At 72.8% G+C, this 23,422-nt stretch carries 17 protein-coding genes and 2 riboswitches; of the genes, 8 read left to right on the forward strand and 9 right to left on the reverse strand.

Features of this window, described 5'->3' with window-relative positions; translation table 11 throughout:
- Positions 1–83 precede the first annotated feature (83 nt).
- The 4 genes from ACUP6Y_RS09515 to gcvT form a co-directional block, all read right to left on the reverse strand.
- Complete coding sequence (locus ACUP6Y_RS09515) at positions 84–1,529, reverse strand: diguanylate cyclase domain-containing protein (RefSeq protein ID WP_462555657.1); 1,446 nt, start codon at positions 1,527–1,529, stop codon at positions 84–86.
- 69 nt (positions 1,530–1,598) lie between these two features.
- Positions 1,599–2,981: an L-serine ammonia-lyase gene (locus ACUP6Y_RS09520; protein WP_462555661.1), complete on the reverse strand. Its 1,383-nt coding sequence runs from the start codon at positions 2,979–2,981 to the stop codon at positions 1,599–1,601.
- A 61-nt stretch (positions 2,982–3,042) separates the two neighbouring features.
- A complete protein-coding gene (gene gcvH / locus ACUP6Y_RS09525; RefSeq protein ID WP_462555664.1) occupies positions 3,043–3,417 on the reverse strand; it encodes a glycine cleavage system protein GcvH in 375 nt (124 codons plus the stop codon).
- Between the two features lie 13 nt (positions 3,418–3,430).
- Positions 3,431–4,549, reverse strand: a complete 1,119-nt coding sequence (gene gcvT, locus ACUP6Y_RS09530; RefSeq protein ID WP_462555666.1) for a glycine cleavage system aminomethyltransferase GcvT — start codon at positions 4,547–4,549, stop codon at positions 3,431–3,433.
- A 53-nt stretch (positions 4,550–4,602) separates the two neighbouring features.
- Positions 4,603–4,704, reverse strand: a riboswitch (glycine riboswitch).
- A riboswitch (glycine riboswitch) is annotated at positions 4,705–4,800 on the reverse strand.
- An 85-nt stretch (positions 4,801–4,885) separates the two neighbouring features.
- Here gcvT and ACUP6Y_RS09535 point away from each other — a divergent pair.
- Together ACUP6Y_RS09535 and ACUP6Y_RS09540 are read left to right on the forward strand one after the other, a co-directional pair.
- Complete coding sequence (locus ACUP6Y_RS09535) at positions 4,886–6,397, forward strand: SDR family NAD(P)-dependent oxidoreductase (RefSeq protein WP_462555669.1); 1,512 nt, start codon at positions 4,886–4,888, stop codon at positions 6,395–6,397.
- A gap of 94 nt (positions 6,398–6,491) precedes the next feature.
- On the forward strand, positions 6,492–7,718 hold the full coding sequence (locus tag ACUP6Y_RS09540) for an endonuclease/exonuclease/phosphatase family protein (protein ID WP_462555672.1): 1,227 nt from the start codon (positions 6,492–6,494) through the stop codon (positions 7,716–7,718).
- Between the two features lie 65 nt (positions 7,719–7,783).
- Here the strand turns inward: ACUP6Y_RS09540 and ACUP6Y_RS09545 are convergent, their stop codons facing one another.
- Complete coding sequence (locus tag ACUP6Y_RS09545) at positions 7,784–8,788, reverse strand: 5'-3' exonuclease (RefSeq protein WP_462555674.1); 1,005 nt, start codon at positions 8,786–8,788, stop codon at positions 7,784–7,786.
- Between the two features lie 209 nt (positions 8,789–8,997).
- Here ACUP6Y_RS09545 and ACUP6Y_RS09550 point away from each other — a divergent pair, with 209 nt between their 5' ends.
- Positions 8,998–9,405, forward strand: a complete 408-nt coding sequence (locus tag ACUP6Y_RS09550) for a hypothetical protein (protein WP_462555676.1) — start codon at positions 8,998–9,000, stop codon at positions 9,403–9,405.
- Positions 9,406–9,413: 8 nt separating this feature from the next.
- On the opposite strand, the gene ACUP6Y_RS09555 is transcribed toward ACUP6Y_RS09550, so the two are convergent.
- Positions 9,414–11,477, reverse strand: coding sequence for an RCC1 domain-containing protein (locus ACUP6Y_RS09555; RefSeq protein WP_462555678.1), 2,064 nt, complete (start codon positions 11,475–11,477; stop codon positions 9,414–9,416).
- A gap of 63 nt (positions 11,478–11,540) precedes the next feature.
- Here ACUP6Y_RS09555 and ACUP6Y_RS09560 point away from each other — a divergent pair, with 63 nt between their 5' ends.
- The gene (locus tag ACUP6Y_RS09560) at positions 11,541–13,343 is read left to right on the forward strand and encodes an acyl-CoA dehydrogenase (RefSeq protein WP_462555680.1); all 1,803 of its coding nucleotides are present in this window, start codon (positions 11,541–11,543) and stop codon (positions 13,341–13,343) included.
- A gap of 28 nt (positions 13,344–13,371) precedes the next feature.
- Here ACUP6Y_RS09560 and ACUP6Y_RS09565 read toward each other — a convergent pair whose 3' ends face one another.
- The 3 genes from ACUP6Y_RS09565 to ACUP6Y_RS09575 form a co-directional block, all read right to left on the reverse strand.
- Positions 13,372–15,084 carry a DEAD/DEAH box helicase gene (locus ACUP6Y_RS09565; protein ID WP_462555682.1) on the reverse strand — a complete coding sequence of 571 codons (1,713 nt, stop codon included), beginning with the start codon at positions 15,082–15,084 and terminating at the stop codon, positions 13,372–13,374.
- A 9-nt stretch (positions 15,085–15,093) separates the two neighbouring features.
- Positions 15,094–15,234, reverse strand: coding sequence for a hypothetical protein (locus ACUP6Y_RS09570; protein ID WP_462556682.1), 141 nt, complete (start codon positions 15,232–15,234; stop codon positions 15,094–15,096).
- An 83-nt stretch (positions 15,235–15,317) separates the two neighbouring features.
- Positions 15,318–16,301, reverse strand: coding sequence for a glutathione S-transferase family protein (locus tag ACUP6Y_RS09575; protein ID WP_462556684.1), 984 nt, complete (start codon positions 16,299–16,301; stop codon positions 15,318–15,320).
- A 271-nt stretch (positions 16,302–16,572) separates the two neighbouring features.
- Between ACUP6Y_RS09575 and ACUP6Y_RS09580 the strand changes: the two genes are divergently transcribed.
- The 4 genes from ACUP6Y_RS09580 to ACUP6Y_RS09595 are packed head-to-tail and all read left to right on the forward strand — an operon-like array spanning position 16,573 to position 23,403.
- Entirely contained in the window at positions 16,573–18,063 is a 1,491-nt protein-coding gene (locus tag ACUP6Y_RS09580; RefSeq protein WP_462555684.1) for a DUF3375 domain-containing protein, read from the forward strand.
- A complete protein-coding gene (locus tag ACUP6Y_RS09585) occupies positions 18,060–18,779 on the forward strand; it encodes a DUF4194 domain-containing protein (RefSeq protein WP_462555686.1) in 720 nt (239 codons plus the stop codon). The genes ACUP6Y_RS09580 and ACUP6Y_RS09585 overlap by 4 nt, the downstream gene beginning before the upstream one ends.
- The gene (locus ACUP6Y_RS09590) at positions 18,779–22,237 is read left to right on the forward strand and encodes an ATP-binding protein (protein WP_462555688.1); all 3,459 of its coding nucleotides are present in this window, start codon (positions 18,779–18,781) and stop codon (positions 22,235–22,237) included. The genes ACUP6Y_RS09585 and ACUP6Y_RS09590 overlap by 1 nt, the downstream gene beginning before the upstream one ends.
- On the forward strand, positions 22,234–23,403 hold the full coding sequence (locus ACUP6Y_RS09595; RefSeq protein ID WP_462555690.1) for a Wadjet anti-phage system protein JetD domain-containing protein: 1,170 nt from the start codon (positions 22,234–22,236) through the stop codon (positions 23,401–23,403). Before ACUP6Y_RS09590 ends, ACUP6Y_RS09595 begins: the two co-directional genes overlap by 4 nt.
- Positions 23,404–23,422: the final 19 nt, after the last annotated feature.

Raw genomic sequence — 23,422 nt, forward strand, 5'->3', positions numbered from 1 at the left:
ACCAACTCTTGCCCTGGGGCGTCGCGGCCGGGTGCCGTCGGTCGTGGCCCGGCGGTAGACACGCCGGCCACGCAACCGCCGGCTCAGCCACGAGCAGGCGCGCCTGCTGCCGCGCGAGGCCCTGCCGGCCATCGCGCGGCCGGTGCTCCCCGGTCGCTGAGCCCCCGCCCGGCCGGCTTGGCGTCGTACATCGCCCGGTCGGCGGCGGCCAGCAGCGAGCGCGGCGTGCTGGTGCGCTCCGAGACGACGGCGCCGACGCTCGCCGTGATCCGGTCGTACGGCGCGTCCGCGGCCTGACCGTAGGGCAGTGCCACCCGCCGGCGGATCCGCTCGGCGCACAGCTCCAGCTCCGCCGGGTCGCCCAACCCGGGGCAGAGCACGACGAACTCGTCGCCGCCGAGCCGCGCCACCGTGTCGCCGGGCCGGGTCACGTCGGTGAGCCGGCCGGCGATCTCGACCAGCAGCAGGTCGCCCTCCTCGTGGCCCCACGCGTCGTTGACCGACTTGAAGCCGTCGAGGTCGAGCAGCAGCACGCCCACCGTCTCGGGCGGCTCCTGGCGCAGCAGCTCCTCGAGGCGCTGGTTGAGCAGAGCCCGGTTGGCCAGGCCGGTCAGCGGGTCGCGCAGGGCCAGGTCCCGCAGCTCGGCGATCAGCTCGTTGCGCGAGTCGCGGAACAGCGCGAGCGTCAGCACGACCACGGCGAGCGCGCCGACCATGCCCTGCGCCAGCAGCGCCTGCTCCTGCGGCGCCATGTCCTGCAGTGCGCCGCGGTCGAGCAGCGTGGCGCCCATGATCGTGGCGCCCGCGCCGGTCAGGAAGACCGTGCTCGTCGTGGTCGAGAACCGCAGCGAGACCCACATCGCGGGCAGCATCACCCCGAAGGCGTTGGGGTGGCCGGGGTTGAGCCAGAACACCCGGGCGAACACGACGCAGACCAGCGCGGCGCACGCGAGCGTCTCGGCCACCCGGGTCAGCGTCAGCGCCGGCGGCCGCCATCGGGCGTCGCGCAACCGCAGCACCACCGCCACCCCGGCCAGTGCGGTCACGCCGTTGCGGACCGCGAACAGCGCGAACGTGCGCAGCAGGTCGTCTTGGCCCTCGGCGGCGAACCAGAGCACGGCCAGCGCCGCCGCCACCAGGGTGCCGGCCACGATCGCCCCGACCAGCCGGCCGAGGTCGGCCGGCTCCCGCAGCCGGACCGGGCGGTCGCCGTACCGCAGGACGGCGGCCGTGACCGCGGCCAGCGCGACGTTGACCAGCACGAACCAGGCCGACAGGTCAGCCGCGGCGCCGGTCGTCAGGTTGACGCCGAAGGTGAGTGCGGCGAGCCCGGTCCAGTGGAGGGCCGCCGGCACCCGTGGGAGGCCGGATGCGTGCAGCCCCCAGAGCACGGCGACCGCGGCGGCGGGCCACACGAGCGACACCTCGCTGCCCTCCACCCGGGTCGCCCGCCCGGCGAGGATGGCCAGCGCGTACGCCACCGCGAACCCGGGCCCGGGCAGCATGGCCTTGGAGACGCGTCGTGCCACGGCTCGTGCTCCCCTCTCGTCGACGGCTCTCACGGGGCACATCGGCAGGAGGGACGACGACCCAAGCAGTCAGCATTCGATCACGTTGACGGCCAGGCCGCCGCGTGAGGTCTCCTTGTACTTCGTCTTCATGTCGCGCCCCGTCTCGCGCATCGTCTTGAGAGCCTTGTCGAGGCTGACCTTGTGGGCTCCGGAGCCGTGGATGGCGAGCCGGGCGGCGTTGATCGCCTTGACCGAGGCGATGGCGTTGCGCTCGATGCAGGGGATCTGGACCAGCCCGCCGACCGGGTCGCAGGTGAGACCGAGGTTGTGCTCGATGCCGATCTCGGCGGCGTTCTCGACCTGCTCGGGGGAGCCGCCGAGGACCTCGCACAGGGCGCCGGCGGCCATCGCGCAGGCCGAGCCGACCTCGCCCTGGCAGCCGACCTCCGCGCCGGAGATGGAGGCGTTCATCTTGGCCAGGATGCCGATCGCGGCGCCGGTCAGCAGGAACCGGACGATGCCGTCGTCGACCTGCTCGGGCGTCAGGTCCCTGGCGACGAAGCGCACCCAGTACTGCAGCACCGCGGGCACGATGCCGGCGGCGCCGTTGGTGGGCGCGGTCACGATCCGGCCGCCGGAGGCGTTCTGCTCGTTGACCGCGAGCGCGAACAGGTTGACCCAGTCGATGACGTCGAGCGGATCCTGACTGCCGGCCGCGCAGAGCTTCGCATGCAGCTCGGGTGCGCGACGGGGGACCTTGAGGCCGCCCGGGAGGACGCCCTCGCGGTGGCAGCCCTCCTCGATGCAGGCGGCCATCACCCGCCAGATCTCCAGCAGCCCGGTCCGCACCTCGGCCTCGGTGCGCCAGGTCAGCTCGTTGGCGAGCATCACGTCGGAGACGCTCATCTCGGCCTCGCGGCACACGGCGAGCAGCTCGCCGCCGGTCGTGAACGGGTGCGGCAGCACCGTGTCGTCCACGACCACCCGGTCCGCGCCGACCTGGGTCTCGTCGACCACGAAGCCGCCGCCCACCGAGTAGTAGGTGCGAGCGCGCAGCTCGGCGCCCTCGGCGTCGTACGCCGTGAACACCATGCCGTTCGGGTGCGCGGGCAGCGACTGGCGGCGGTGCATGACGACGTCGTCGGCCTCGAAGCGGACGGCCCGCTCGCCGGCGATCCGGAGCTGCTCGTGCTCGAGGATCGCGGCCACCCGGGCGTCGTACGTCGCGGTGTCGGTGGTCGCCGGGTCGTCACCCTCGAGCCCGAGGATCACGGCCTTGACCGAGCCGTGGCCGTGCCCGGTCGCGCCGAGCGAGCCGAACAGCTCCGCCCGCACCCGCGCGACCCGCGGCAGCTCCCCGTCGACCGCGAGGCCGGTGGCGAAGGTGCGCGCCGCCCGCATCGGGCCGACCGTGTGGGACGACGACGGCCCGATGCCGATGGAGTAGAGGTCGAAGACGCTCAGCGCCATCGGGTCACTCGCTCCTGCGTTCCATGATTCGACGGTACAGCCGCCCGCATGGACCCCGCTGTCACGTCGAGGCGATCAGGGAGTCGTAGGCCGCCGCGTCCATCAGCTCGCCGGTCGCGGTCACCTTGACGACGAACAGCCAGCCCTGGCCGAACGGGTCGCTGTTGACCAGGCTCGGGTCGGCGTCGACGGCGTCGTTGACCTCGACCACCTCGCCGGTGACCGGGGCGTACAGGTCGCTGACCGACTTGGTCGACTCGAGCTCGCCGCAGGACTCGCCGGCGGTGACGGCGGTGCCGACGGCGGGCAGGTCGACGTACACGACGTCGCCGAGGGCGTCCGCGGCATAGGCGGTCACGCCGACCTTGGCGGTGTCGCCGTCGACGGCGATCCACTCGTGCTCGGCGGTGTACCGGAGGTGGGTGGGGTTGCTCATGGGGTTCTCCTGCTCAGCGGCTGCGGGTGTAGAAGGGGAGCTCGACGACGTCGGCGTCCTCGAGGGTGCCGCGCAGCGACACCTGGAGTCGGGTGCCGACCGCCGACAGGGCGACCGGCACGTAGGCCATCGCGATCGGCCTCTCCAGCGTGGGGGAGGGCGACCCGCTGGTGATGACGCCGACCTCGGCACCGCCGGCCGGGTCGAGGACCGGGTAGCCGGCGCGCGGGGAGCGGCGACCGGTGGCGGCCAGGCCGACGAGGACCCGTTGGGGGCCCTCCGCCTTGCGCTTCGCGAGCGCTGCCTGGCCGACGAAGCCCTCGGGCTTGTCGAGGACGACGACCCGGCCCAGACCGGCCTCGTACGGCGTGGTGGCCCGGTCGAGCTCGTGGCCGTAGAGCGGCATCCCGGCCTCGAGGCGCAGCGTGTCGCGGCAGGCGAGTCCGGCGGGGACCAGGCCGTGTGCCTCGCCGGCCGTGCTGAGCGCCTCCCAGACGGCGGCGGCGTCACCCGGCTTGCAGTAGACCTCGAAGCCGTCCTCGCCGGTGTAGCCGGTGCGGGCGAGCAGCACGTCGATGCCGGCGACCGTGCCGGCGTCGATCGCGTAGTACCTCAGCGACGGCACGTCGAGCTCGGTCAGCCCGGACAGGATCTCCGCGGACGCGGGGCCCTGGACCGCCAGCAGCGCCCAGTGCGCCGACGTGTCCCGGACCGTGACGTCGTACCCCCCGGCGCGGGCGACCAGCTCGGGGGCGACGACCGCGACGTTGCCGGCGTTCGCGACGACGAGGTAGTGCTCCTCGGCGAGCCGGTAGACGACGAGGTCGTCGATGATCCCGCCGTCCTCGGCGCAGATCATCGAGTAGCGCGCCCGGCCCACGCCGATCGCGGACGGCCGGCCGACCAGCGCGTGGTCCAGCGCGTTGCCCGCGCCGGGGCCGGTCAGCTCGATCTCGCCCATGTGGGTGAGGTCGAACAGCCCGGCCGTCGTCCGCACGGCGCGGTGCTCGACGCTCTCCGAGCCGTAGCGGACCGGCATCTGCCAGCCCGCGAAGTCGGTGAACGACGCGCCGAGGGCGATATGGACGTCGTGGAGCGGAGTGAGCCGTGGGGTCACGGAAGGTGTGGTCATCGGGAGGCTTCCTCGTGGAGCGCACGGCGTGTGCCGCGCGCGTGGCTGGGCTGCCTCCCCGCTCTGTCATCGCTACCTGAGAGCTTCACCGCCCGTCGGGCGGCTTGCACCGTGGGTGCGGGCCGGTGGGTCCGGTCCGTCTTTCCAGAGTTCGCCTCGTCCCGGCGGTCAGGGGGCCTGAGAGATTCTTGGGGAGATTTGCTCCTTCGGCGCCCGTCCTCGTGGGACTGGGACTCTCCCGCCGGGGTTCGAACGGCGCGATGTTCAGTTGTGACGCCGGTCATGGCGTGGGGCGAGCATACGGCATCCGGCGGCCGGTCCCCGTACCATCGGGCGGTGCCTCGCCCCGACTCCGCCGAGCGGCTGACCGGGATCGACCCGGACGAGCTCGCGATCACCCTCAAGGTCCTCCGTCAGGTCCCGCTGCTCGACCCCGAGCACGAGGACGTGCGCACCATGAAGCGGGCGGCGTCGTACATGTACAAGCTGATCAAGAAGCAGCGGCGCGCCGAGATCCGGCTGGAGCGGCAGCGTCACGACCAGGACGTCATCGAGAGGACGGCGACCGGCTCGCCGATGCGGATCGACGACGAGACCGCCGGCATCCCGCTGGTCTCCACCGCGCAGGGCGCGTTCGCCGGTGAGCTGCTCACCGCGCGTGGGTGCTACATCTGCAAGGAGGACTTCACCCTGGTCGACGCGTTCTACCACTGGCTGTGCCCGCGCTGCGCCGCGATGAGCCACGCCAAGCGCGACCAGCGCACCGACCTCACCGGCAAGCGCGCGCTGCTCACGGGTGGTCGCGCCAAGATCGGCATGTACATCGCGCTGCGCCTGCTCCGCGACGGCGCGCACACCACGATCACCACCCGGTTCCCGAAGGACGCCGTCCGCCGGTTCGCCGCGATGGAGGACTCCGCCGAGTGGCTGCACCGGCTCAAGGTCGTCGGCATCGACCTGCGCGACCCCACCCAGGTCATCGCGCTGACCGACGACGTCGCCGCGGACGGCCCGCTCGACATCATCATCAACAACGCGTGCCAGACCGTACGACGCCTGCCGGGCGCCTACACGCACCTCACCGAGGGCGAGCTGGCGCCGCTGCCCACCGGGATCGAGCTGCCCGAGATGGTGGCCTTCGACCGGATCTCCGAGGCGCACCCGGCGGCGATCGCCGGCGCCCTGGCCGACCACGCCGTCGCCCACCACGAGGGGGAGTCGGCCGAGGCGGCGCTGGCGGCCCACAATGCCGCCTCGATGACCGCGCTCGCGCTGAAGGCCGGCGGCGCCTCGCTCGAGCAGCACCTGGCCGGCACCGCGATCGACGCCGGCGGGCTGATCCCCGACATCCAGGACAACAACTCCTGGACCCAGGTGCTCGACGAGGTCGACCCGTTGGAGCTGCTCGAGGTGCAGTTCTGCAACTCGATCGCGCCCTTCCTGATCAACTCCCGGCTGCGCCCGGCGCTGCGGGCCGCCGTCCAGAACGGCGCCCGCCGCGCGTACATCGTCAACGTCTCGGCGATGGAGGGCCAGTTCTCCCGTCGCTACAAGGGCGCCGGGCACCCGCACACCAACATGGCCAAGGCCGCGCTCAACATGATGACCCGCACCTCGTCGGGCGAGATGTTCGAGACCGACCGGATCCTGATGACGGCCGTCGACACCGGCTGGATCACCGACGAGCGACCGCACCACGAGAAGCTGCGGATCGCCGCCGAGGGCTGGCACGCGCCGCTCGACCTGGTCGACGGCGCGGCCCGGGTCTACGACCCGATCGTGCGTGGCGAGGCGGGGGAGGACCTGTACGGCTGCTTCGTGAAGGACTACGAGCCCTCGCCCTGGTGAGCTGCCGGTCCCGGATCCCGATCCGACCGGTATGTCATCACCCATTTTGGGGATCGACCTGCATGTGGCGTCCCTTTGCGAGAAAGTAGAGCCCATGCGTCGTCTGCTCTGCCTCCTGACCGTTCTCGCCGTCGCGCTCGGCGTGCTGTCCGCGCTCTCGCCCGCGGGCGCCGCCGCCCGCCCGAGCGCTCCCTGGGTCTCCGGGCAGGCGGTGCAGCCCGACGGCACCGTGACGATCACCCTCGACTGGGACGCCGCGCCCGGCGCGTCGGCCTACGACGTCTACGCGCTGAAGGGTGAGGGCGAGCCGATCCTGGCGGGCCAGATGGTCTACCGGGCGGTCTCCGGCACGCGCACCGCCGTGCCGGGCCTGGCCCCCGGCACGACGTACTGCTTCGCGCTGATGACCAACGCCGGTGGCGCGGGCAGTCCGCGGGCCTGCAAGGTGACGCCGCCGATGTCCCGCGCCGTCGTGCCGACCGCGCTGGCGACCACCGCGGCCACGTTCAACGTCGCCTGCGGATCGAAGAAGAACTGCAACGGCGGCTGGAAGTGGAAGAAGCGGCAGAAGAAGGTCGTCGCCGACATCGACCGGATGAACGCCGACATCATGGTGTTCGTCGAGGGCCACCTCGCCCACAAGTACGGCAAGAAGAAGCGCTGGATCGGCAAGGTCATGAAGAAGCGCGGCTACACGCTGGCCTGCCAGACCCAGAAGAGCAAGAAGCGCAAGCTGTTCAGCCAGACCGCCTACGTCCGCTCCAGCGCGTACGCCGTCGTCGACCCGAAGCACAACAGCAAGGGCACCCGCTTCACCAGGTTCGGCGACCGCAACCACGGGTTCTGCCACGCGCTGGTCCAGCACCGGGCGACCGGCAAGCAGGTCGCGGTCGCCGCGGTCCACCTGCGCGACGGCAAGTCCGACGGCACCCGCCAGCAGGAGACCGCCTACGTGCTCGGCCGGGTCAACGGCGCGTTCCCGGGGGTGCCGACGATCCTGCTCGGCGACTTCAACTCCCACCGCGGCCTGGACCGCCGCGGCCAGACCGACACCCCGCGCCTGGTCATGGAGGGTGCCGGGTACGCCGACTCGGTCGACGTCGCCGCCCACCTGACCTACCCGTACCTCAACTCCGCGCACGCCTTCAAGGCCGACCCGCCGCGCTCGACGACCTGGCCGACCCACGTCGACCGGATCTTCGTCTCGCCGGGCATCACCGTGCCGAGCTGGGAGAACATCGCGGTCCTGGCGGGCGGTCGCTACGCCACCCCGATGGCCTCCGACCACAACCCGGTCCGGGCGACCCTGTACCTGCCCTGATCCGCACCGCGCCCGGTGAGGCCCTGGACCGGGGCGTCCTGGGCGTCGGTCACCTCGCCAGCGTCTCAGCCGCGCGGCACCGACGCCGGGTCGCCCGTGAGCACCCGCAGCGCGAGTGCCGTGGTCGCCTCCATGTCGAGGTGGCCGACCACGCGCTCGACCCGGGCGATGTCGAGGGGGAGCAGGCCCGGCGTACCCGGGACGTCGGGGGTCAGGCCCAGGTCGAGGTCGGTGCGCCCGGCCATCATCCGCAGGTTGAACTCGTAGGTGTCGCGCGCGCCCGGCGCCGAGAGCCGCTTGAGCACCGTCGCGCCGGTACGCCGCGCGCCGGTCTCCTCGGCCCACGCGTCCAGCGCCGCGACGACCGAGCGGCCCTCGTCGTGCTCGATGTCGGCCCAGATCTCGCGCATCGAGCCGATGTGGGAGAGCAGGTAGGCGGCGGTCTTCTCGCCGATCCCGGGCACCCCGGGCAGGTTGTCGCTGGCATCGCCCCGCACCGCGGCGAACTCCAGGTAGCGCTCCGCCGGCACGCCGTACATCGAGCGCAGGTGGGCCGAGGTGAGCAGGGGAGAGCCGTTGATCCCGCCGTTGATCAGCCGCAGCACCCGGGTGTGCTCGCTGATGTGGGCGAACGAGTCGCGGTCGGAGGTGATGATCACGCAGTCCCAGCCGTTCTCGCCGGCCCAGGTCGCGGCCGACGCGTTGACGTCGTCGGCCTCCAGGCCGGGCGGGGTGAGCGTGGCCAGGCCGAGCGCGTCGAGCAGCGCCCCGGCCCGGTCCAGCTGGTCGACCAGGTCGGGGTCCTTCTCGGCCCGGCCCGCCTTGTAGTCGGGATAGGCGTCGCGGCGGTCCGACGCCACCCGGTCGTCGAGCCCGAAGATCACCGCGTCCGGCGCGAACTGGTCGATCGACTCGATGATCTGGCGCAGCATGCCGTGCAGCGCCCACGCCGGCCGCCCGCCGCGGTCGCGGTGCCGGGTGTGGGCGCGCGCGTGGTGGTTGCGGTGCAGCAGCGACGGTGCGTCGACGGCGAGCAGCAGTCTGCGGGGGCGGTCCGGGATGGGGTTCATGGCGATCGTCCCCGACCCTAGATGAGTAACTCCAAGCTCTCGCACGCCGAGCCCCACCCAGCATCCACGTCGGCTGCGTTGCCGACGCTCGACGTGCGCCCGGCATGCCCTCGCGCCGACGCCTTGCCGACGCGGCGCCGAGCGGCGCTCAACGCACGACCCCTTGGCGTTGCTCATCTAGTGGCTAGGCCTTCCGGTACGCTTCGAACATGCGTTCGGTCCGAGCTGGTGTGGCGGCGGCCCAGGAGTGCCTGCCGCTCGACCTGCCCCCGCCGGAGCCGCCCGTGGCTCGAGCCCGCCCGGCGGCGAAGGCCGGCGCGGACGGCGAGGACGTCCGGATCCGGCTGCGCAACGACGCGCTCGCCTCCCACGGCTGGCCGGCCGGGACCGAGCTGCTGGTCTCGACCGACCGGCGCCCGCGCCGCGGGGAGGTGGCGCTGGTGCGCGAGGGCGGTCGGCTGAAGATCGGCGTGCTCGAGATCCAGTTCGGGCGCTCGGCGCTGCGCACCGACCACGGCGCGACGCTGCTCGGGTCGTCGGCTCGGATGGTCGGGGTCGTGACCGTGGCAGGCGCCCCGCTGGCGGGGATGCCGGTGCTGCGTCCGGCGTCCGGGTGAGCGCTGTCTCAGTCGGGAGCGATCACGATCGTCCAGGCGATCGCCTTGCCGGAGGCCGCGCTGGCCGTGGCGGTGTGCGCGGGCCAGACGCCGGGGGTGGCCGGACCGCCGTCGGCGGTCAGGCTGCACACCTGACCGCTGCCGCTGCTCGTCGCGGTCCGGCGCACCGTCACGTCGGTGGGCACCGACCAGGTCGCGGCGGAGTTCACCTTGGTGACCCAGTGGTGGAGCACCCGTGACCCGGGCACGGTGACCGACGCCGCCGGCGCCAGGTGGCCGGTGCCGGTGCTCGTCTCGGCGCGGGAGGCCACGGCCGTGACACTCGCGCCGTCGTAGGCCAGCAGGGCGACGTCGACCTTGCTCGTCGCGTCGAGGCCGACCGTCACGCTGGAGCCCGCGGTGCCGGCCGCGGCGGCCCGGGTGAACACCCACGAGCGCAGGCCGTCGTCGGTGAGCGTGCCCGCCAGGGCCCAGCCGGCCGGCGTGGTCGTGGTGGCCAGCCGGTTGGTGGCGACGAGCAGGACGAGCACGTCGCCCGCCCGCACGGCCGCCGGTACGACGACCGTCGCCCCGGCCGCGTTGCGGCTCACGCCCGTCGCCGCCCGGAGCTCGACGCTGCCGCCCGTCGGCGGGTCCGTGGCGGTCACCGTGACGGTGTCGTCGTCGCTCGCGCCCGCGTCGTCGGTCACGGTCAGCGTGACGGGGTAGCTGCCCGCGCGGGCGTAGTCGTGCGTCGGCGATGCTCCCGTCCCGGTGGTGCCGTCGCCGAAGTCCCAGGCGTAGGAGGTGAGGGTGCCGTCGGGATCGGCGGACCCCGCGGCGGAGAACGTGCAGGAGAGCAGGTCGCAGCTGCCGCCGGCGTGCGCGGTCGGCGGCCGGTTGCCCGGCGGACCGGCCGGGGCGGAGAGGGCGACGGAGAGCTCCGCGCCGCCGCTGACCCGGCGTGCGCCGCTCACGCCGAGGACCGTGACGGCCGACGACCGGCTCGTCGTGGTGCCGTCGCCGAGCTGGCCCGAGGAGTTGTGGCCCCACGCGCGCACGGTCCCGTCGGCGAGGGCGGCCAGGCCGTGGTCGCGGCCCGACCCGATCGCGACCGCGCCGCTCACGCCGAGGACCGTGACGGGACGGGTCCGCTGGGTCGAGGTGCCGTCGCCGAGCTCGTTGCGGTAGTTGCGGCCCCACGCCAGGACCCGGCCGTCGGAGCCCAGCGCGTAGGAGTGGTGGGCGCCGGCGGCGACCGCGGCGGCGCCCGTGGTCACCTGGACCGGGGCCGGGCGGTCGACCAGGGTGCCGTCGCCGACCTGGCCGTAGGCGTTCCAGCCCCACGCCCACACGCTGCCGTCGGTGCGCAGCGCCAGGCCGTGATCCCGGCCGCCGGCGACGGCGGTGACGCCGGTGAGGCTCCCGACCCGCACGGGCGTGGAGCGGTTGGTCGTCGTACCGTCGCCGAGCTGGCCGTCGCCGTTGAGCCCCCAGGCCCACACCGTGCCGTCGGTCGCGACGGCGTAGCTCATGTCGCGACCGGCGGCGACGTACGCGTAGGTCCGGGTGCCGCTCACCCGGACCGGCCGGTTGCGGGTCGTGGTGGTGCCGTCGCCGAGCTGTCCGGCGTGGTTGTAGCCCCACGTCCAGACCGAGCCGTCGGAGCGCAGCGCCAGCGAGTGGTAGTGACCGGTCGACACCATGGTGACGCCGCTCAGCCCCGCGACCGGCGCGGGCGCGGCGCGGTTGCCGCCCGTGGTCGTGCTGCCCAGCTGCCCCATCTGGTTGCTGCCCCAGGTGAGCACCGTCCCGTCGGAGCGCAGCGCGACGGCGTGCTCGCGGCCGGTGTGGACGTCGACGATGTCGGTGAGGCCGGGCACGGCGCCGGCCGTGCGGTGCGGGGTGGTGGTGCCGTCGCCGAGCTCGCCGAAGGCGTTCCCGCCCCAGGCGTAGGGCGTGCCGGCGGTGGTCGGCGCGGCTGCGCCGGCCGGCGGGACGGTGCCGGCCGCGAGATGCGGGAGGTGGAGCAGGAGGCTCACCACCAGCCCGACGAGGATGCCGTCGAGCACGCGGGTGAGGAGGCGGGCCACGTCTCGACGCTAGGCCGGGTGGACGGTGGCCGGCCTCACCAGGATCGGGTAGAGACTGGGTGGGTGAACCCCGACCTGCTGCTGGCCCGCCGCGACCTCGCCTTCCTGCTCCACGAGTGGCTCGACGTGGCGGCGCTGTGCGCGCGGGAGCGGTACGCCGAGCACAGCCGCGACACCTTCGACGCGGTGCTGGACCTGTCCGCCGAGCTGGCAGCGGAGCACTTCGCGCCCCACAACGCGCTCAGCGACGCCCAGGAGCCGCGGTTCGACGGCGAGACGGTCACGATCATCCCCGAGGTGGGCGCCGCGGTGCGCGCCTTCGCCGAGGCCGGGCTGGTGTCGGCGGCGATGGACGAGTCGGTCGGCGGCGGACAGCTGCCGCGGGTGGTCCAGCAGGCCTGCTTCGCCTGGTTCCAGGCGGCCAACGTGGCGAGCTCGGGCTACCCGATGCTCACCATGGCCAACGCCAACCTGCTGCTCGCGCACGCCTCGCCCGAGCAGGTCGCGCGGTTCGTTCCGCCGATGCTGGACGGGCGCTGGTTCGGCACCATGTGCCTCTCCGAGCCGCAGGCCGGCTCCTCGCTGGCCGACGTCGCGACCCGCGCCGTACGTCAGGACGACGGGACTTTCCGGCTGTTCGGCAACAAGATGTGGATCTCGGGCGGCGATCACGAGCTGGGGGAGAACATCGTCCATCTGGTGCTCGCCCGGATCGAGGGCGCGCCGCCCGGTGTGCAGGGACTCTCGCTGTTCGCGACGCCGAAGTACGTCGTGGACGCCGACGGTGCCCGCGGCGAGCGCAACGACGTCACGCTGGCCGGCCTGAACCACAAGATGGGCTTCCGCGGCACCGTCAACACGGTCCTCAACTTCGGAGAGGGCCGGCACCGGCCGGGAGGCGCGCCCGGTGCCGTCGGCGAGCTGGTCGGCGAGGAGGGCCGCGGTCTCGCGGTCATGTTCCACATGATGAACGAGGCCCGGATCGGGGTCGGCGCGGGCGCCGTCGCCCTCGGCTACACCGGCTACCTCCGCGCCCTCGCCTACGCCCGCGGGCGGGTCCAGGGCCGCCCGCTCGCCGGCAAGGACCCCGCCGCGCCGCCGGTCCCGATCGTCGAGCACGCCGACGTGCGCCGCATGCTGCTCGCCTCGAAGTCCTACGTCGAGGGCGGGCTCGCTCTCGTCCTGCGCGCCGCGCTGCTCCTCGACGAGCAGCACACGCATCCCTCGACCGAGGCGCGCGAGCGGGCGGGCGCGCTGCTCGACGTACTGACCCCGATCGTGAAGAGCTGGCCCTCCCAGTGGTGCCTGACCGCCAACGACCTCGCCATCCAGGTCCACGGCGGCTACGGCTACACCCGGGAGTACGGCGTCGAGCAGCTCTACCGCGACAACCGCCTCAACCCGATCCACGAGGGCACCCACGGCATCCAGGCCCTCGACCTGCTCGGCCGCAAGCTGGTCCAGGCCCGGGGCACCGGCCTCCAGGTCCTGCTCGACGCCGTCCGCGCGACCGTCGGGCGGGCGCGGGAGTCGGGAGACGCCGTGCTCGCGGGCTACGCCGAGCGGGTCCTCGCCGCCGCCGACGGCCTCGCCACCGCGGTCGCCGCGGCCTGGGAGTCCGGCGACCCGTCGGCCGCGCTGGTCAACGCGACCACCGGCCTCGAGGCCGCCGGCCACCTCGTCGTCGCCTGGACCTGGCTCGACCAGCTGGTGGCGGTGGGCGAGCGGACCGGTGCCTTCTACGACGGCAAGCGCGCCGCCGGCCGCTACTTCCTCACCCACGAGCTGCCCAAGGTCGGCCCGATGCTCGACCTGCTCGGCAGCGGCGACCAGCTGTTCAACGAGGTGGACCCGGCCGCCCTCTGAGCATCGGGTCTCCTCGGGGCCGCTCCGGTCAGGAGCCGTCCTCGGTCAGGGTCGCGGCCGGCAGCCAGTCGGCCCCGAGGAGCTGGGCGAGGTCGGCGAGCCCGGTGGTGTCGCTCCCGACCGTGTCGGAGGCGGCGGCGATCCGCTCCACCATCACCTTGCCGACCTGCTCCTCGACGGTGCCCTCGGCGTACGCGATGTGCCAGGGCGAGACCTGGTGGTCGCGGTGCGTGCGGCCGGTGACCTGTCGTCCGGCGATGCCCGAGAACCGGGCCTGGTGGAAGACGCCGACCCGGGGCTCGGTGCTCGCCCGGCGGCCGTCGGCGAGCGTCTCGCCGGCGTGCAGGCTGATCGAGGCGACCGTGGTGAAGACGCAGACCTTCGCCTCCCCGGTCTGGAACCGGAGCCGCTCGCCCTCGGCGTCGAACCGGTCGCGACCATAGATGGTGGCGACCGCGATGCCCGCGTCGCGCAGCCGGTCGGCGATCGGGTCGGCGGCGGTCGCGACGAACTCCACCGAGCAGGCCACCTGTCGCTCGGCCTGGACCTGCTGGGCGATCCAGTCGACCGTCGAGTCGACCCGGATCAGGCCGGCCTTCTGCCGGAAGCGCAGCAGCGCCGCCCGGCCCTTCGCGACGTTGCGGCCGCGTCGCGCGATGTCCATCTCCCGGCAGAACTCGCCCCATTCGGCCTCGTACGCCGTCCGCTCCGCCGGCGTGAGCGTCACCGGCATGCCGGAGATCGGCACCGGGCCCCACGGCGCGGCGCGGTGCAGCATCGCCGGCGGTCGCTCCTCGGCGAGCCAGCCGCGCACCAGCTTGAGGTCGGCGGCGCGCCGCGCCGGATCGGTCGTCCACGTCGCGCCGTACCGTCCCTGCTCCACCCCGACGCCGTGGCGTTCGAGCGCTTCGGCGAACGTGGCGCCGGGCTGGGTCGCCGTCGTCCAGGCCTTCATCGACTCGCCGAGGACCTGGGCGTAGGCCGGAGCGAGGTAGGGCAGCTCCAGCGGCGTGTGTCCGGGCGTCGCGGTCGTCGCGATGACGAAGGGCGCCTTGTCGTGCGGCTTGGCGTGGCCCGAGATCCGGGCCCAGAGCCTCCACCGCTTGGTCGTCGTACGGCGCAGTGCGTGCGCCTCGTCCGCGATGATCACGTCCCAGGTGTGGTCCGTGACCTTGTCCAGCCGGTCCCACGTGATCACGACCCACTCGAGGCCGCCGTCGCCGAGCGCGGTGATGGTGCGGCACCAGTGGCCGATCGTGATCGCGGCCGGTCGATCGGCCACGACGAGCACCCGTCGCGCGCCGCGCAGGTCGCCGACCGCGCTCGCCCCGAGGACGGCGGAGATGGTCTTGCCGACACCGGGCTCGTCGGCGAGCAGGAACTGTCGTCCGCCCGCTTCGGCACGGGCCGCGATCGCGTCGGCAGCCTCGAACTGGATCCTGCGGGGCTCGAGGGTGTCGGTCGGCTGGGGGTTCGGGGTCGGGTCGTCGGGGTTGAGGCCGTTCTCGACGAACCGGCCGAGGGTGTGCGGGCCGGGTGCGTAGGGCCGCAGGTGCATGGGGAGCCTGCGGCCGACGTACAGGTGGGTTCTGACGGCCGGGTGCCAGGTGGCGCCGTCGACCTGCGTGCCGTACGGCACGTCGAGCACCCACACCCGCTCGCCCGGCCCGGCCGTCGGCAGCGGCCGCTGCTGGCGTGTGCCGCCGCGGCGACGGGTGCTGGATCGGCGGGAACTGGCCACCCCCGGACGCTACCGGGGTCGGCCTGTCGACGAGCCCGCCACGCCGTCGTAGTCGGGCAGCGCCAGCCCGGTCCCCGCCCCGGACATCGGCGACGCGCTGAACGCCGCATCCCCGAGGAGTCTCACCCGCCCGACGTGCCAGCGGTCCATCACCACCTGGGCGACCTGGTCGAGGTAGAGGTCCGGCGCGTCGTCGAGGTGAGCCAGGAGCCGATGCTGGTCTGACCGGACGATCAGCCGCCACTCATCGGTGCGGCCAGCCGTTCCCGACCGTGCGGCGCGTACCAGCCGTCGAGCTCGGGTCCCCGAGGCACGATCCCCGTCGGGTTGATGTCGCGATGCACGAGGTAGTAGTGCCGCTTGATCTGCTCGAAGTCGATCGTCTCCCCGAAGCCGGGCGTCTGGAACAGGTCACGGGCGTAGGCCCACAGCACCGGCATCTCGGACAGCTTGTTGCGGTTGCACTTGAAGTGACCGTGGTAGACGGCGTCGAAGCGCACCAGCGTGGTGAACAGCCGCACGTCGGCCTCGGTGAGCTGCTCGCCCATCAGGTAGCGGCGCTCGCGCAGCCGTTCCTCGAGCCAGTCCAGCGCCACCCACAGTCGGTCGTACGCCGCGTCGTACGCCTCCTGGGTACCGGCGAAGCCGCACCGATAGACGCCGTTGTTGACCTCGGTGAAGACCCGCTCCATCACCTCGTCCATCTCCTCGCGGCACGCCTCGGGCCACAGGTCCGGCGCGTCGGGGCGGTGGTGGTCGCGCCATTCGAAGAAGAGGTCGTGGGTGATCGAGGGGAAGTCGTTGGTCACCAGTGCCCTGGTCGGCACGTCGACCATCGCCGGCACGGTGATGCCGCGCGGGTACGACGGGTCGCGGGCGAAGTAGGCCTGCTGCAGGCGCTCGTAGCGCAGCACCGGGTCGACACCGCCCGGGTCGAGGTCGAAGGTCCAGCTGCGCTCGTCGTGCGTCGGGCCGGCGAGACCGAGGGAGAGCACATTCTCCAGGCCGAGCAGGAGGCGCACGATGATCGCCCGATTCGCCCACGGGCAGGCCCGCGCGGCGACCAGGCGGTAGCGCCCCGGCTCGACCGGCCAGGTCGGGACCTCGAGGTCACCGACGCGGGGGTCCTGGCTGCGTCCCGGCTCGCGGGTGATCCGGTCCGGGACGTAGGTCATGTCGCGTTCGAAGGACTCGCCCTTCGCGGCGTACACCGCCATCGCTCGGTCCTCGTCCTTCTTCGTGCTGAGCGCGCTCTGGTGAGTCACGTCGCTCTCCTCGGTGGTCGATCCCGGATGCACGCACGGTACCCGCTCCCGGTGACACGACCCGACCGCGTGGGGGCATCGGCGGCAAGGGCGGGCCGGACGGACCCGGCGCCACCCGCGATCCAGGCCGGCCGCCGGATGCAGGGGTGGAAATCGGTGGTGACGTACCCCTCTGGGACACTGGCTCCTCCCCAGGACGGCCGAGCGGAAGGGTGGGGACGACGTGAGCGACATCGCCGGGGAGCTGGCGCGGGTCAAGGGCGCCTTCGCGCAGCCCACGCTGACCCTGCTCCACCAGCGGCAGGCGCCGGTCGTGATCACGATCTTCCGGGCCGCGTTCGGGCGCAACAACAAGCCGATCCCGACCGCGCGGCTGCACACGCAGGTGGAGGAGCACCTCGCCGAGATCGCGTTGGCGGGGGAGGCGGAGGTCCCGTCCGGGAGCGGCCGCGACATCTGCCAGCGCTGGATGCGGGGGCAGTGGCTGGTGCGCTCGCTCGACGAGCAGGGCAACGAGGTCTACTCGCTGACCTCTCACGCGCAGCAGGCGCTGGAGCTGGTCAAGAACCTGGCGCGCGACCGGGCCACGCTCAGCGAGCACCGGATCGCGACCATCCTGGGCACCGTACGACGGTTCAACGCCGAGGCGAACCCGGACCGCGGCGCGCGCGTGAGCCTGCTCAACGAGGAGATCGCGCGGCTCAAGGCCGAGCGCGACCGGCTCGTCGACGGCGCGGAGATGATCAGCGCGACCGAGGACTACATGGTCGAGGGGTTCACCGAGCTGCTGTCGCTCATCTCCGCGCTGCCCAGTGACTTCGCCCGGGTCGAGGAGCGGTTCGCGACCATCCGGGCGGAGATCCTGGCGGCGTTCCGGGCGGAGGACCGTCCGGCGGGCGAGGTGATCGACGAGTATCTCGCGCGCGCCGACGCGCTGATGACGGCGACGCACGAGGGGCGGGCGTTCGAGGGGGCGTTCGCGCTGCTGCGCGACGACGCCCTCGTGACCCAGCTGCGCGAGGACCTCACGGCCCTGCTCGAGCACCCGCTGTCCGACGGGATCCTCGGCGATGCCGACCGGGCCGAGCTGCGGGGCACGGTGCGGCTGGTGCGCGACGGTCTCGACCGGGTGCTGGCCCAGCGCAGCCGGGTGACGGCGACGCTGAAGGAGTACATCGTCTCCCACGACGCAGCCCGCGACCGGGAGCTGGAGCAGACCCTGCGCCAGGTCGAGTCCGAGCTGATGACCTGGCTGGCCCAGACCGGACCGCGGGCCACGCACGAGGTGTCCCTGCTGCCGTCGAGGGTCAGCGTCGACCACCTCCGGGAGCGGTTCTACGATCCGGCCGACGACGCGCTGCCCGACCGGATCACCGCCGCCGACCCGACCGAGGCGCCGGTGCTCTCGCTTGCCGAGCTGATGGCCCAGGGCGGTCCCCAGCTCGGGTCGTTGCGGCAGCGTCTCGACGACGCGCTGCGCGACCTGCTGCCGGCCGGCTCTCTCGGCGAGCTGTTCGACACGCTCGAGCCGTCCTTGCGGCGGCCCGTGGAGATCTTCGGGCTGCTGCATCTGGCGGCCAACCGGCAGCTGGCCGCCGAGGAGGCGCTCGAGCCGTTCGCCGCCGTACGTCCCGACGGGTCGCACCGGACCTTCGCCGTGCCACGCACGCCGCTGCCCGACCCGGACCTCGACCGTCAGGAGTCCACCGCATGAGCATCGACGCCGATCCCGACCTCGGGTCCGGGTACGACGAGGTCGAGGACTTCGAGGTCGTCGACGAGCGCTCCGTGTCGCTCTTCGAGGGCGACGAGGGCGGCCTCGAGTACGCCCAGCGTCAGGCGCTGGTCGCGCTGCTCAAGCAGCGGTTCATCAGCGCCCGCACCCACCCGCGCGACTACCAGACGCTGATCGACGACGAGCGGGTGTTCCGCTCACGGCTCAACGACCTCTTCCTCGACCTGCAGATCGATCGCGACCGCGAGGTCGCGTGGAAGCGGCAGGCCGTGGCCGAGGGCGGGATCCGGTTCCCGACCCTGCTCCACGACACGGCCTGGTCGCGGGAGGAGACGCTGGTCCTGGTCCACCTGCGCGACCGGCTGCGCGCGGGCCTCGCCGGCGGCGATGCCCGGGTGTACGTCGACCGCGAGGACATCGTCGACTATGTCGCCAGCTACCGCCCGGCCCACGCCACTGACGAGTCCGGTGATGAGAAGCGCGCCCGCAACGCGGTCACGGCCGTGGCCAAGGCCGGGCTGCTGATCGCCACCGCCTCGGAGGAGAGGTTCGAGATCAGCGAGGCCGTCGAGCCGCTGCTGCCGCTGGAGCTGCTCCAGGAGCTGCTCGAGGCGCTGCAGCAGGCCAACGGGACGACCACCGAGCCGGAGGCGGCGGTCGAGGCCGATCTGTTCGACGAGGAAGAGGACGACTGATGTCCATCGACGAGGGTCTCGACACCACGGGGCTGTTCGAGGAGCAGACGGTCGCGGCGCCGGTCGACGACACCGTGCAGTGGCGCGCCTCGCTGCTGCAGCTGGTCAACTGGGGTGGCTTCGGCGGCCTGACCACGGTGCCGCTCGCCGGCGACGCGACGATGATCTCCGGCGCCTCCGGCGTCGGGAAGAGCACGATCCTCGACGCCTACACGGCGCTGATGATGCCCTCCGACACCAAGTTCAACGGCGCCTCCAACGACGCCGTGGCCGGCCGGGCCCGCAGCGTCGGCCAGCGCAACCTGCTGTCCTACCTGCGTGGCGCCGTCGACGTCATCGACGACCCGAAGACCGGGCGGCCGGTCGAGAAGCTGCTCCGCGGCCGGGGGGCCGACACCTGGGGTGCGGTGGCGATGACCTTCGTCAGCGACCAGGGCGGCCGGTTCACCGCGCTGCGCACCTACTACGTCCCCCGCCGGGCCTCCCGCTCGGGCGACGTCCTCATGCAGATGTGGACCCACGAGGGCACGCTGCCGCTCGACAAGCTCGAGGCGGCGGTCCCCGAGAAGTTCCACGCCAACACCATCAAGAAGCTGTTCCCCGGCATCCGCGTGCATCGCACCTACGCCGACCTCTCGGCCGTGCTCCACGCCCGGCTCGGCATCGGCGCCAACGGCGACGGATCCAAGGCGCTGCGGCTGCTGGCGCGGATCCAGGCCGGCAACCAGGTCCGCAGCGTCGACGAGCTCTACAAGGACATGGTGCTCGAGCGTCCGGCGACCTACGCCGCCGCCGACCGGGCGATCGAGCACTTCGACGACCTCGACGCCGCGCACGCCGCGATGCGGACCGAGCAGCAGAAGCTCGAGCTCCTCGAGCCGATCACCGAGATGCACGAGCGTCGTACGAACGCCGCCCGGCGCCTCGCGGAGCTCGACTCCTACGGCATCACCCTCGCGGGCGACCAGACGCCGCTGCGGTACTGGCTGTTGCGCACCCATCTGCGCCTGATCGAGACCGCGGTGGCCACCAATCGCGATGCCCGATCGGCCACCGTGCAGGCGCTGGCGGCCGCCCAGGCCGCCGAGCTCCAGCTCACCGGGGATCTCGACGCGGCCAAGGAGGCCCATCGGGCCGCCGGTGGCGGTGACCTCCAGGCCCTGGCCGCTCTCGCGGACGCGGAGCGGGTCCTGCGCGAGGAGCGTGGCAACCGGCTGGCCGAGCTCGAGGAGCGGGTCTACCCGCTCGTCGGGCTGACCGACGTCGATCCGCCCGACCTGGAGTCCGCGCTCGAGGACGCCGGTGCGTTCGCGATCTTGCAGGAGCAGGCTCGCGAGCGGGTCGGGGCCGGCGAGAAGGAGCAGAAGCGGCTGCAGGGCGAGCGGGAGACGGTGCTGCGCGAGCAGCAGTTCCCGCTGACCCAGGAGCAGGCGGTCCTCAAGCAGGAGCGGGCCTCGCTGGAGAGTCGGGCGGGCCGTGTGCCGTCCTACCTCCACGACCTGCGCACCGCCGTGGCCCGCGCCAGCGCGATGTCGGTCGAGGAGCTGCCGTTCGTGGCGGAGCTGATCGACGTCGCGCCCGAGGAGGTCCGCTGGCGCACGGCGGTCGAGACCGTGCTCGGCGGCAGTGCCCGGATGATGCTGGTTCCGCTCGACCGGCTCTCCGAGTTCTCCGCGGCGATCGACGATCTGCGCCTCCCGGCCCGGCTGACCTTCCAGGGGGTCGAGCTCGACCTCCCCGGCACCGGTCCGTCCGACCCCGAGCGGGTGGCCGGCAAGCTGCTGTTCAAGGACTCGCCCTTCGCGGGCTGGGTCCAGCAGCACGTCGAGGAGTCGGCTCGCAACGCGCTGTGCGTCGCCACCGCTGCCGAGCTCGACGGCCCCGGGTTCCGGGTGACCCTGGCGGGTCAGACCCGCAACGGGCGCCGCGGCGCCCACGGTCGCAACGACCAGCGCAACATCATCGGCTTCTCGAGCGAGGACGCGATCGCCGAGATCGACGCGCAGCTGGCCGAGATCGAGCAGCGGCTGGCTGAGATCGACGGCCGGCTCGCCGAGCTGGGGCGCCGGTCCGGCCTGGTCGACCTGCAGCGCAAGGCCTACGACGCCATCGTGATGGTCCGGTTCGACGACGTCGACGTCGCGGGCAGCGACCGCCGGATCGCCGACCTGGAGGAGCGCCGGGCCGCGATCCTCGCGTCCGACGACCGGCTGCAGGTGCTGCAGGCGCAGATCGACACACTGACCGAGCAGCTCGACACCGCTCGCCAGGAGCGCTTCGGGCTCGACCAGCGCCAGCGCGAGCTCAACGCCGACCACGGTGAGCTCGCCGACTCCGAGGACATGATCAAGGACCGCCTGATCGCGGTCGAGAGCGCCGGTGCCGTGGTCCTCGAGGAGGAGCAGGAGGCCGCGCTGACCGCGGACTTCGCGGCTGCGGCGGCTCCCGCCGACCCCGAGGACCTCGACCGGTTCCTGGAGAACTCCCAGCGACTCGGCGATCGGCTGCGCACCGCGCTGGCCGACGCGGAGGCCGAGATCCGGCGCTGCGAGGAGGACCTCGGCAACATCTTCCGCAGCTACAAGTTCACCTGGGACTCGCCCAACCTGGGAGCCACGGCCGACTCCTATCCCGACTATGCCCGCATCCTCGAGGAGATCCGGGGCAAGGGCCTGGCCGAGCGCCGCTCCGAGTGGCGCCGCCGGCTGACCGAGTGGAGCGGGCAGGACCTGGTGCCGCTGCTGGGGGCCATGTCGTCCTCGGTGGAGGAGATCGAGGACCGGCTGGAGCCGATCAACGCGATCCTGCGCCGCCTCGAGTTCGGCGCCTCCGCCGACCGGCTCCGGATCCGGCTGCGCCGCCTCGCGCCCGCCCACGTGCAGGTGTTCATGAAGGACCTGCGCACGCTCTCGTCCGGCGCTACGACCGAGCTGAAGGAGGAGGACCTCGAGCGGAGGTTCACCGAGCTCAGCCGGTTCATGCGCCAGCTCCGCCGGCCCGACCCGACGGCCGGCGACGGGCCGACCGACCGTGACCGCCTGCTCGACGTACGACGACACGTCGAGATCAGCGCCGAGCGCTACGACCACCTGACCGGCGAGCTGCGGGCGACGTACCGCACCCTGGGGGAGAAGTCCGGTGGCGAGAGCCAGGAGCTGGTGGCGTTCATCGTCGGGTCGGCGCTGCGCTTCCGGCTCGGCGACGAGATGCGCTCGCGGCCACGGTTCGCTCCGGTGTTCCTCGACGAGGGCTTCGTGAAGGCCGACTCCGAGTTCGCCGGCCGCGCGGTGCAGGCCTGGAAGGGCCTGGGCTTCCAGCTGATCATCGGTGTCCCGCTCGACAAGGTGACCGGTCTCGAGCCCCACATGGACGAGCTGCTGGCGATCACCAAGAACACCACGACCCACCAGTCCTGGATCACGCCGATCACCGACGTGGTGCAGCAGGGCGAGGCGTGAAGACTCCGGACGAGGTGCTGATCGAGATCGAACGGCGCCTCGATCGGACGTGGAGCCAGGTCGTCACGGGAACCCCGTGGGCGCCCGACCTCCGACTGGGCACCTCGGGGCTCACCGGGCGCCGCCTTGCCGAGGTGTGGAGCGAGGTCCAGCCTGTGGCGCTGCACTGGGAGGAGTGGGCAGCGCGGGCCGGGCTGTCGGACGCACTCGATCGCCGGACCGCCTCCCTGCACGGCACTCAGCAGTCGCTGCCGGCGTCGCTGTGCGTCGCCGACATCGAGACCGCCGCACGACTCGTCGGACGCGGTTGGACGCAATGGCTCGTGAGCGCACGTCAGCGCGCCGCAGCCCTCGCCACGATGTTCCCGTTCCACGCCGATCCGGCGGGAGTCCTGCGCGCGACACGCGACTACAGCGACGTCGACTTCGATCTCCTGCTCCGAACGGCCCGCTGGTTCGCACGACCGCACGAAGCCGGGCTGACGGCTCGCCAGGTGCCGGTCGACGGGCTCGGCACGAAGTGGTTGGCGGCTCGTGAGTCCCTGGTCCGCCGGGTCGCGGGTCTGGACAGCCTCGACCTCGAACGCGGCCGTCCGCCCCGCGTGCATCTGACCTACCTGGATCCTGCGCATCTCGCCCAGGACGGCGCGCGACGCCACGACATCGCGACCGTTGGCGACGTCGACGCGGTCGCATATCGCCCGCGCGTGGTCATCATCTCCGAGAACCGGGACACCGCCCAGCTGTTCTGGCCGGTCGAAGGAGGCATCGCCCTGGAGGGTGAGGGGCGGGGTGCCGGCGCCATCGCCGCCCTGCCCTGGGTCAGAGAGGCGCCGACCGTCTGGTACTGGGGGGACATGGACGCCGACGGGCTCGAGATCCTGCACAGCTTCCGGGCCGCCGGCCTGGTCGTGCGATCCCTGTTCATGGACCTGGCGTCCTATCAACTGTGGGAGCGGTACGGCGTCGGTCACGACCACAGCGGGAACCAGATCGGCCCGCGCACGCCACGCGACGTCAGCCTGCTGGAGCCCGGCGAACGAGAGCTCTACGAGGCACTGTGCTCCCCGGCCTGGGCTCGCCACCGGCGCATCGAGCAGGAGCGGATCCCACTCGGCGCGGCGGCAGAGGCGGTCCGTGCGGGTTCGGCGCATTCGTCGGGCTGACCTACGCAGGCCCGCGAGG

The sequence above is a fragment of the Nocardioides sp. S5-5 genome (genome assembly GCF_054954065.1).